Source organism: Candidatus Cloacimonadaceae bacterium (assembly GCA_030693415.1).
Classification (GTDB): Bacteria; Cloacimonadota; Cloacimonadia; order Cloacimonadales; family Cloacimonadaceae; genus JAUYAR01.
The window spans coordinates 1-10,238 of record JAUYAR010000166.1 but is presented as its reverse complement, the minus strand read 5'-3'; the positions used below and the strand labels follow the sequence as shown (position 1 = coordinate 10,238).

Sequence of the window (10,238 nt, the reverse complement as noted above, 5' to 3'; positions counted from 1 at the left end):
GAGATACCTGTTTTCTGGAGAGCCGTATGCGGGAAAACCGCACGTACGGTTCGGAGGGAGGGGAGCCAGTAATGGATAACTCCCCTACCCCTATCATAATCTCATGGAACGCCGACGTCCCCGTCGGCGACAGTCGCGCTGAACCTGTCACGTCTGCCAATTACGTAAACCATCCACAAATCTGTAACCGTTTTACAAATCTGTAACCGATCCTGCGGAAAAGAACCGACGGGGACGTCGGTAATTCCATAACATGGAACGCCGCATCATGGAACGCCGACGTCCCCGTCGGCGACAGCAGCGATGAACCTGACACCTCCACCAATTTCGTAAACCATCCACATATCTGCAACCGAACCACAAATCTGCAACCCTCCACAAATCTGTAACCGATCCTGCGGAAAAGAATCGACGGAAACGTCGGTAATTCCATAATCATCCGTTTGTCTATGCTCAGCAAATGCTTATCCAAGCGGGCATTGAAATAGTCAGATCAGCCGGTGCTTCAATCTCCGCATGGCTTCTTTCTCTCCCAGAATGGAAAAGGTGGAGGGGAGTTCGGGTCCGTGTGCTTGATTTATCAGAGCAAGGCGTAGCGGCGTGAAAAAAGCTTTTCCCTTGATTCCAAGCTCGCTCATGGCGTTTTTAACCAGGATGTCGATCTTTTCCGGATTGAGGGGGGAATTCCTTGGCAGGTTTTCGATGAACCATGAGATAACTCTTTGTGCGTCTTCGCTTTGAAGGAGGCGTTCATCCTCATCGGAGATATCAGTGGGGCAGAGGAACATCCGGCTATATTCCACGATCTCCGGCAAAAGCGTACAGCGCTCACGGGCGACGGCAACGATTTTTTCAAGCAGAGCTACGTTTTCAACGATGATTCCGGCGCTTTCAAAATATGGTGAACAGCGGTTTGCGATCTCTTCCACAGGCAGACTGCGCAGATATTGTCCGTTCATCCAATCCAGTTTGGTGATGTCGAAAATAGCACCGGATTTGGCGACCCGCTCAAGCGTGAATTCATTACATAGTTCTTCAAGAGAAAATATCTCTCTATCATCGGATGCGTGCCAACCCATAAGTGCCACGAAATTGAGCAGTGCTTCCCGAAGATAGCCTTTCTGGATATAGCTTTCCACGCTGACATCGTTCATGCGTTTGCTGAGCTTGCTGCGATCGGGATTGAGGATCAGGGGCAGGTGCACCCACTGCGGAGCTTCCCAACCCAGACATTGATAGAGCCAGATGTGTTTTGGCGTGCTGGAGAGCCATTCCTCGCCGCGGATGACATGCGAAATTTGCATATAATGGTCATCCACAACCGCCGCAAGATGATAGGTGGGAAAGCCGTCGGATTTGAGCAAAACCTGATCGTCAGATTGCGAAGCAGGCATTTCCACCCGCCCGCGAATGATATCGTCGAAAGCGAAACGGTGATCGTCCGGCATTTTGAGACGCAGGACGGATCTAATACCAGCTTCGAGCCTAGCTTGCACTTCGGCAGTGCTGAGCTTCAGACAGCGACGGTCATATTTGACGAACTCTTTGTTGGTTTGTTGTTTGGCGCGCATCTCTTCAAGGGTTTCCGGGCTGCAAAAACAGTGGTAAGCAGATCCGGATTGGAGCAGACGTGCGGCTTCGCGGTGATAAAGTTCCAACCGCTCGGACTGCGTGTAGGGTCCAAAATCTCCGCCGATGTCCGGTCCTTCGTCGATGTCGATGCCAAGTTTGTGCAGGGAATCGATCAGGTTTTCCACCGCTCCTTCGACGAGGCGGGAACGATCGGTATCCTCGATGCGGAGGATGAATTTTCCACCTGTGTGGCGGGCAAAAAGATAGTCATAGAGGGCGGTGCGCAATCCACCAATGTGCAAAAAGCCGGTGGGGCTGGGCGCGAAACGTACGCGGATGTCTTTCATAAATACTCCATTATGATTTAAAGCTCGAGGCAAATGCTTTCTTCTAAATAAGGGCTTAGGAGACTGTAGTGAACGAGCCGGTAGTGGGGGTGGTAGGCGTTTTTGTAGCGTTCGGAATGGCTGGGAAGGTGGTCTTGATCCAGCATAGCCTGAACCGCTTTCCACTCGCTAACGGGGGCGTTAATAAATAGGCGCACAAGGGAATATGACTTCCTCCAGATTCTTTTCCAGATATCATGAGGCAGCGCTTTCTCAAAGCGTGAAGCAAGGATCAGATCGGCAAGCATTTCGACCGGTTTTTCAACCTTGAAAAGATCGAGGCTGTTCAAACCAACGCGATAGAAACCTTCTTGCGCTCCAATATCTTGCAGGGCGGGGAGATATAACTGTTTGGAAGCAACGGTCTCGCGCTCGATATTGTGAATGATGGCATCCCGGTCAGGGCTCATGTGATGGGGACCCAAATGTGCTTGAAAGAGCAGTTTGTATAGATCGACCAAGTCATAGTCCTGGTGCAATTTCGTCTCGGTTTCAAGGATCATATAGATCTGGTCTTGTGTGAAAAGCCTAAACACTGGTTTCATAGACAGTTAGTCCTTTTTTAATCACGCCGATGATATTGCAATGATGATGATCGAAAGCTTTGGTGAAATCGGTATCCGCGATCGTAAGATCCGCTTGGAAGCCTGGTTGGATGGATCCCAAGCGCGTTTCGTCATGCGAAAGCCAGGCGGCGTTTTTTGTATAAATAGAGATCGCATCGGCAGGAGAAAGACGTTCGGATGGGTTTTTGTGATTTATCGCCGCATGGATGGACATCGGGATATCAAGCTCGGTCACATACCAGTCCGAGGAGCCGGTCAAGCGTATCCCGAGGCGGTTCATTGTGCCCAAACGGTTCATCATACGGCTGCGCTCCACCCCAAGTTTTTCACAGTAAAAACCATTGTCTCCACCCCAGAGAAGATCGAAGGCGGGCTGCATGACCGGAACTGCCTGGGAAGCCTTGATCTGATGGATAAGGTCGTCCGGTGTGATCTCGCAATGGATGAGCTGATGGCGCAGATCGGCATAATCGTCGTTGGCAAGTTGATAAAAGATGTTATTGATCTGGCGGATGGCGGCATCCCCTATGCAATGGATCGCCACCTGAAGTTTGTGGCGGTGGGCTTGAGTGATAAAGTCCCGCCAGAAGTTGTCGTCATGATAAAGCACTCCCCTGCAGGCAGTTCTCTCGTATGGAAAACTCAGTGCCGCACTCATCGAACCGATCGATCCGTCCGCCAAAATGCATCCTCCGATGCGTGTTGCCCCTGCGTCCAAAGCGGCATTGAGATTGAAACTCTGAGGATAGAGGACATATTCCACCGCGAAATCCTGCACGTGTTTGGCGATTAGTGGATAGTGCGTGATGCTATTGTTGGCGTCACCGATCATAGTGTGGATGGTAGTAAAACCGCCTTTTAGAGCGGCTTCAGCGGCATTGTGGTAGGCTTTGAGGATCGTGTCCTTGCTGCAATTGCCGTGAAACCAATGTCCGGCGATGTCGTTATCGGCGCCACGGAGGATCTCCTCTCTTGCGGATAACGCTCCGATCTGATTGCGTGCAAAACTATTAACCACGCATGAATGTCCATCCACGCGGCGCAAAATCATCCGGTGCGAGGGACAAACGCCATCAAGCTCTTTCACGGATGGAAACCTGCGTTCAGCAATGTTGTTTTCGTCGAAACGCCAGGTAAAAAGCATCTCGTCTTTGCCAAGTTCTTTCACCGCGTCCGCTATGGCGTCCAGCACCGCGGAAATGCTTTTGTGATGGGAAAGATCCACTCCGCCGCGATAAAGTCCCCCCTCAAAACTGTGGGTGTGGGTGTCGATGAAACCGGGATAGACGAAGGCGCCTTTCAGATCCTTGCTTTCGCGCCAGGAAAAGTCGTGGGGCAGTTGCGTGTAAAGAGCGACGATCTTTCCGGCTTCGATGCCGATGGCGAGAATGTCATTCTCATAAGACCCATCAATATAGAATTTGGCGTTGTGTAGGATCAACATGTTATCAAACTATAAAGGAATATATGGCAAGTAGTTAAATATCTATATCTAAAGTATCGCATGAAACAAATTCAAAGCTCGAACAGTTCATGCAACATGCGGTGAAAGAGGTGGATGGGAAAGCCCATCACGTTGAAATAGCAGCCGCGAATGTGATGAATAAATTGCGATCCATAGCCTTGGATGCCATAGGCGCCGGCTTTGTCCATCGGTTCTCCGGTTTTGACGTAATCTTCGATCTGCTCGTCGCTCAAAACGGCAAAATGCACGCTGCTGCGTTCATAATCGCACAACACTTTGCCCCTGTGACAGATGCAGATACCGGTATAGACTTTGTGTTTTCGCCCGGAGAGCTTGCGAAGATACTCTTTTGCCTGATCGGGATGCTCCGGCTTGCCTAATATCTCTTTGTCCAACACCACGATCGTGTCCGCTCCGATGATCAGCGCGTCGGGATCCATGCGCTCGCAGATAGCGAGTGCTTTGTTCCTGGCGTGTTTCATCGCCTGCGCATAAGGAGCTTCAGTAGTGATCGGTTCGTGGATCATCGCGGGGATGACCAAAGGCTTCAAACCGAGCATTTCGAGCAGCAATTTTCGCCTCGGGCTTTGGGAGGCGAGCACCACTTTTTTATGCTTTAATATCTTGTGTATCATACATATAATCCATAGTCGCCATATCTATGCGGTGGAAGATAAGTCAACAAGTTTCTCAAATACCAAAAAAATAGCTTGCCTGAAAAACAGCCTTGTGAAATCCTTGTCTCAGTTTACAAATACATTATCCAGGAGGATAAAGATGGATCGAGTGCATAATTTCAATGCAGGTCCGGCGGTGCTTCCAGAAGAAGTGATGCTCGAAGCTCAGCAGGATTTTTTCAACTACAAGGGGATGGGACTTTCCGTCATGGAAATGAGCCATCGCAGCAAGGAATACCAAGCCATCATCGACGAAACCAATGCCGCGGTGAGACGCATCTATGGCTTGGGAGACGATTATGAAGTGCTCTTCCTTCAGGGCGGAGCCAGCATGCAATTTCTCATGGTGCCGATGAACTTTGCCTTTGATGGCAAGGAGGCGAACTATATCAACACCGGTATGTGGTCAAAGAAAGCCATCAGCGAAGCCAAAAAGCTCGGCAAGACCGTGCATGTCGCCGGCAGCAGCGAAGACAAAAACTTCAGCTATATTCCGAAACAATGGCAGCTTTCGGAGAATCCCAGCTATCTGCATATCACAAATAACAACACCGTCTTCGGCACTGAATGGAAGACCGATCCGGACACTCCTGAGGGCGTTCCGCTCATCGCCGATATGTCCTCAAACTTCATGAGCAAGCCCATCGACGTGCAGAAATATGATCTGATCTATGCAGGCGCGCAAAAGAACGTAGGCCCCTCCGGTTGCGTCGTCGTCATCATCAAGAAAGACCTGCTGGCAAAGGCGATCCCGGGAGTGCCCACCATGCTGGATTACAACATCCACGCCAAAAACGGCAGCATGTATAACACACCGCCCACCTTCACCATCTATATGATCGGTCTCGTGCTGAAGTGGATCGAGGACTTTGGCGGATTATCCATGATCGAACAAAACAACATTGCCAAAGCCAATTACATCTACAAAGCGGTTGATCAATCCGACGGTTTCTACAAAGGCACTGTCGCCATCGAAGACCGTTCGCTCATGAATATCACCTTCCGTCTGCCAAATGAAGAGCTGGAAAACCTCTTTATCTCGGACGCCAAAAAGCAGAACATGATCGGTCTGAAAGGACATCGCGACGTCGGCGGCTGCCGTGCCAGCACCTATAACTCGCTGCCTCTGCTTGCGGCTTATGCCTTGGCGCAGTTCATGCAAAGCTTCCAACAACTGCACGGATAAGCTATATAAAACAATAACGTAGATTGCTGCATTCCTGCGGGAATGAGCTTGGGAAACCTGGGATTCGTAGGCGGGAGAAGATGTTCTCCCGCTTGCGATTATTATTGAACAAATAACACAGAACTGATTTGGGAGAGAAATGACCGTATTACAACTATTTCTGCGCGGCGGGATACTGATGTATCTGCTGCTGGCGATTTCGATCGTGGTGATCGCCCTCGTGATCGATAAATACCGCTTGCTGAGCCAGGTGAGGAAGTCCAACAATAAGATTCAAAGCTCGCTGAAGCAACAGGATAAGCTGGATAACATCCGTGCCATCCTGAGAGTCTATGGTGTCGGCAGTCCCTTGGGATTGATGCTGGACAAGCTCTACAACGCCAACACCAAGGATCCCAAACTGATCCAGGATAGCATGGAAGCCACCGCCAATCTGGAACTTCACAAGCTCGAAAAAGGGATGGGCTGGCTCTCCACTTTTGCTGCCGTGGCACCGCTGATCGGCTTTTTGGGCACCGTCATCGGCATGGTGCGCGTCTTTATGAGCATCCAGGGACAGAGTCAAAACGGCATTGATATCAACATCCTTGCCGGTGGAATCTGGGAAGCGTTGCTCACCACCATCGGCGGATTGATCGTCGGCATCGTCACCATCATTTTCTACAACGATTTGGTGCAAAGCCTCGAAAACATGGCGAAGGACATGCAAGACCATGCCATCGAATATGTGATCAAGTATTATAAGTCCGCCGAATAGAGCCAACCGATGAAACTGAAGATCTCAAAGAACAAAATCAGTTCCACCGTCCTGATTTCGATGACGGACGTCATCTTCCTCTTGATCGTTTTCCTCCTGATCGCGTCAAACTTCACGTCCCAAACCGGTCTGCCGTTCAAGCTGCCGGGCTCGACCTCATCTCAGAGACAAGCGCATCAGGTCTTGCACGTCGTCTATGTGAATGACAAGCATATCGAATTCATGGGCGAAAGACACACGATCTACACCCTTGAGCAAGCGCTGCAGCGCGAATTCAAGAATAAGGATCAGGTGGTTCGTCTATCCGCTGAAAAACGCAGCGAACTCCAGAAGATCATCACTCTGATGGACATCATCCGCGGTGTCGGATTTGAGCGCATCTTCGTGGCAACGGAACGTCCGCCAGATAAACCATGATCCGGAAATATCGTCAATTTCTTCCCGTCGGCATCTCCACGCTCGCGCACTTGCTGCTCCTGCTGTTGATGGCGCTTTATTTCATTCCGCCAATGGCAAAAGAGAAATGGTATGAGCTGGAGTTTCGCGATCCGGTCGAAGAAGTCGTGACCATGCGTGAAACTGAGCGTGAGGCTCTGCCAAGTATCATGGATACGGTCGAAGAGGTCAACCCCAGCCAGGCAGCCCCTGAAGCGAAAAAGCCCGCAGCGCCTCAGGCTTTGCCAAAAACTGAGCGGGTGGGAAGGGTTCACAGCGGACCGAGCGATCTCATCGAAGCGCCTGTGATCAATGAAATTAAGCGCACGGAGGCGCCTCCATCGCTCAGTCATAATCCTTTCGCCACTACCGGCTTGAGAGAAGCGCTGCGTGGCGTTCCGAGCCAGGAATCTACCGGAAGCACCGAACACAGCATGGAAGGCGGAAAATTGAGTTTCAGCCTCAAATCCGGCTACAGGCACAGCTTTGCCGATTATGCCGAGGTGAAAATGTCTTTCCGCGTGACCGAAACCGCTCGCCTGATCGAAAGCTCCGTTATCATATTGGAAACCAAGGATAGAAACTTCACCGAAACGGCGATCAAAGTCCTCAAGGAAGGCGTACTCAGCTTTCGCGGTGCACCGGTCACCGATCGTGACTACATTATTACCTTCAAATTCAAACCCTGATCTAATGAAACATTCTGCCGAAAAGTGGCAATGTCATTCCCCCAAAATTATGGGTATCCTCAATATCACCGAGGATTCCTTTTCCGACGGAGGCAGATATCTCTACGCTGAAAGTGCGTTTAAGCGTGCCCTAACCATGCTTTCCGAAGGGGCGGACATCATTGATATCGGTGGAGAATCGACCCGTCCGGGATCAAGGGGAATAGCTCAAGAGCTTGAGATCGAAAGGGTTGTCCCCATCGTCCAAGCCTTGAAGAAAGCCTATCCGGACGCGATCATCTCCGTCGATACGCGCAAAAGCGAAGTCGCCAGGCTCGCCATCGCCGCCGGAGCGGATATTATCAACGATATTTCGGCTTTGAGACACGATCACCACATGGCGGAAGTGCTTGCCGGAGCAAAAGATACAAAGTTAATCCTGATGCACATGCAAGGCGAACCCGCCACCATGCAGCAAGAGCCTCATTACGAGGATGTCGTCAAAGAAATCACCGACTTTTTCGAGGAACGTATCAGTTTTTGCAATGCAAGAGGAATCAGCAGAGAACGCCTCATGCTCGATCCCGGCATTGGATTTGGCAAAAATCTGGAGCATAATCTAAGCATTCTCTCCGCCCTCGATCACTTCCAGATATTCAATCTGCCGATCGTCATCGGGGTTTCCCGTAAACGTTTCATAGATATGATACAAGCGTCAACCCCGGATGAACGTATCGGCGGTAGCTTGGCAGCGGCAATGATTGCTTTCCAAAAGGGGGCGGACATCATCAGAGTGCACGACGTCAAAGCGCACAAACAGTTTTTTGCGGTTCATGCCATGATCGGGGCCACCGGGATCTAGATGAATTTCCTCATTCCGCGCTTCAAGGACATCGTCGATATCATCTTCATCGCGTTTCTGATCTATCAATCTCTGATGATCGTGCGGCGCAGCGGTGGTTATCAACTTTTATGGGGATTGATGTCTCTCGTGATTCTCTATTTCATCGCCGCGGTTTTCGATCTGAAAATGCTCACCGCTATTCTTGCCGCGATTCGGAATTTCTGGATTTTGGGCATCATCATCATTTTCCAACCAGAGCTGAGAGCGATATTGACCAGGCTCAACCTCTCACGTGAATTGGGTCTAAGCTTCAAAAAGCGTGAGAAAGCCGCAGTTTATACCCCATTGATCGATGCCGTTTCCTCGATGTCTTTTCGCAAGATGGGAGCCATCATCGTGCTCGAAAATAAACGCAAACTCAATGAATATATCCAAAACGGCGAACCCATCGACGCCGCTATCTCTCTCAGGTTGATCCTCACCATCTTCAATCCGCGCTCCGCCTTGCACGATGGCGCCATCATCATTCGTGGGGAACGCATCCTTGCCGCCAAAGTCGTGCTCCCTCTATCCAAAAAACCGGAAAACGTAAAGCGATTTGGCACCAGACACTTAGCCGGCATCGGAATCTCCGAGCAGGCAGACGTCATCGTGATTATCGTTTCAGAGCAGAACGGTCTCATTTCCGTGGCGCGGGCTGGGCAGATCCAAACCGACGTTGCTTTCGAAGAGCTGATGCAGATCCTTTTCGATGCGGGAAAATAATCCGCATGTGTGCCAGAGCCTTGATCGTCGGTGTCACAGGGAACGTTGGCAGCGGGAAAACTTCCTTTTGCCATCACCTCGCTGATGCCGGGATTGTGGTCATCTTTGCCGATGCCGTCGCCAAAGCGCAACTCCATGAAGAGGATGTTCTTAGCCGATTGAAAGCGCGATGGGGCGAGGGAGTGATCGACGATCAGGGTAGAGCCAACCGAAAAGCCATTGCCGAAATCATCTTCTATGACCCAGCCGAGCGGCATTTTCTCAATTCCATCGTCCACCCCATGACCCTCAAAGCCTTTCAGGATATGATCGTAAGCTCCCGCAGTAAGGTTCTCGTCTTCGAAGTTCCGCTGCTTTTTGAAGCCGGCTTGGAGGATTGTTTCGACTTTATTGTCCTCGTCCATACCACCCCAAAACTACAGCTAAAACGCCTCCTCGAAAGAGACGGATCGGATCGGGAACACTTAAAAAAACTTATCGCCAGCCAAATGCCCGATGCTCAAAAAATCAACAGGGTCGATCTCGATATCGCCAACATTCATGGCATCGAAGCGCTGGAGACCGCCGCAAATACTTTCATCCGATCGATTCCAAATCTACCCAAAAAATCAATCAAGCCCTTTTTCCAAGTCTAGCTTGCAGCTAAGTATTCCGGACTGTCAAGTCCTAATATAGTTGACGCTAGGTTGCCACTTTTTGCGATAGCGCTACACCCCTCCATAGTATGCCCCCCAAGCGAAGTTTTCGTGCAGATCAACAAGCCACTGGATACGCGTGAATCCTGTGAGTTATTCTTCTCGGAATGGAGTCTGGTAATCCTTTTGGTGCTATGTTTGAATCTATGCCACATGAGTGCAGTCCTTGCCAGCATAAACATCGTCCGGTGTTTGGTAATTCAATGACTGGTGCAATCTTAA

The 10,238-nt window shown here is 50.3% G+C and carries 11 protein-coding genes; 7 read left to right on the top strand and 4 right to left on the bottom strand.

Annotated features, from left to right (window positions below; all coding sequences use genetic code 11):
* Positions 1-488: 488 nt before the first annotated feature.
* The 4 genes from gltX to Q8M98_10860 form a co-directional block, all read right to left on the bottom strand.
* Entirely contained in the window at positions 489-1,919 is a 1,431-nt protein-coding gene (gene gltX / locus Q8M98_10875; GenBank protein ID MDP3115258.1) for a glutamate--tRNA ligase, read from the bottom strand.
* A gap of 17 nt (positions 1,920-1,936) precedes the next feature.
* Positions 1,937-2,503: a hypothetical protein gene (locus Q8M98_10870; protein ID MDP3115257.1), complete on the bottom strand. Its 567-nt coding sequence runs from the start codon at positions 2,501-2,503 to the stop codon at positions 1,937-1,939.
* Positions 2,487-3,968: an amidohydrolase family protein gene (locus tag Q8M98_10865; protein MDP3115256.1), complete on the bottom strand. Its 1,482-nt coding sequence runs from the start codon at positions 3,966-3,968 to the stop codon at positions 2,487-2,489. Before Q8M98_10865 ends, Q8M98_10870 begins: the two co-directional genes overlap by 17 nt.
* 71 nt (positions 3,969-4,039) lie before the next feature.
* Positions 4,040-4,624 carry a Maf family protein gene (locus tag Q8M98_10860; protein MDP3115255.1) on the bottom strand — a complete coding sequence of 195 codons (585 nt, stop codon included), beginning with the start codon at positions 4,622-4,624 and terminating at the stop codon, positions 4,040-4,042.
* Between the two features lie 142 nt (positions 4,625-4,766).
* Here Q8M98_10860 and serC point away from each other — a divergent pair, with 142 nt between their 5' ends.
* From serC to coaE, 7 genes are all read left to right on the top strand, one after another.
* Positions 4,767-5,852 carry a 3-phosphoserine/phosphohydroxythreonine transaminase gene (gene serC, locus Q8M98_10855; GenBank protein ID MDP3115254.1) on the top strand — a complete coding sequence of 362 codons (1,086 nt, stop codon included), beginning with the start codon at positions 4,767-4,769 and terminating at the stop codon, positions 5,850-5,852.
* 139 nt (positions 5,853-5,991) lie between these two features.
* Positions 5,992-6,609 carry a MotA/TolQ/ExbB proton channel family protein gene (locus tag Q8M98_10850; protein ID MDP3115253.1) on the top strand — a complete coding sequence of 206 codons (618 nt, stop codon included), beginning with the start codon at positions 5,992-5,994 and terminating at the stop codon, positions 6,607-6,609.
* 9 nt (positions 6,610-6,618) lie between these two features.
* Positions 6,619-7,026, top strand: a complete 408-nt coding sequence (locus Q8M98_10845) for a biopolymer transporter ExbD (GenBank protein ID MDP3115252.1) — start codon at positions 6,619-6,621, stop codon at positions 7,024-7,026.
* The gene (locus Q8M98_10840; protein ID MDP3115251.1) at positions 7,023-7,733 is read left to right on the top strand and encodes a hypothetical protein; all 711 of its coding nucleotides are present in this window, start codon (positions 7,023-7,025) and stop codon (positions 7,731-7,733) included. Before Q8M98_10845 ends, Q8M98_10840 begins: the two co-directional genes overlap by 4 nt.
* Before the next feature lie 49 nt (positions 7,734-7,782).
* Entirely contained in the window at positions 7,783-8,574 is a 792-nt protein-coding gene (gene folP, locus Q8M98_10835; protein ID MDP3115250.1) for a dihydropteroate synthase, read from the top strand.
* The gene (gene cdaA, locus Q8M98_10830) at positions 8,575-9,321 is read left to right on the top strand and encodes a diadenylate cyclase CdaA (protein MDP3115249.1); all 747 of its coding nucleotides are present in this window, start codon (positions 8,575-8,577) and stop codon (positions 9,319-9,321) included.
* 5 nt (positions 9,322-9,326) lie between these two features.
* A complete protein-coding gene (coaE, locus tag Q8M98_10825) occupies positions 9,327-9,956 on the top strand; it encodes a dephospho-CoA kinase (protein ID MDP3115248.1) in 630 nt (209 codons plus the stop codon).
* The last annotated feature ends 282 nt before the right edge of the window (positions 9,957-10,238 follow it).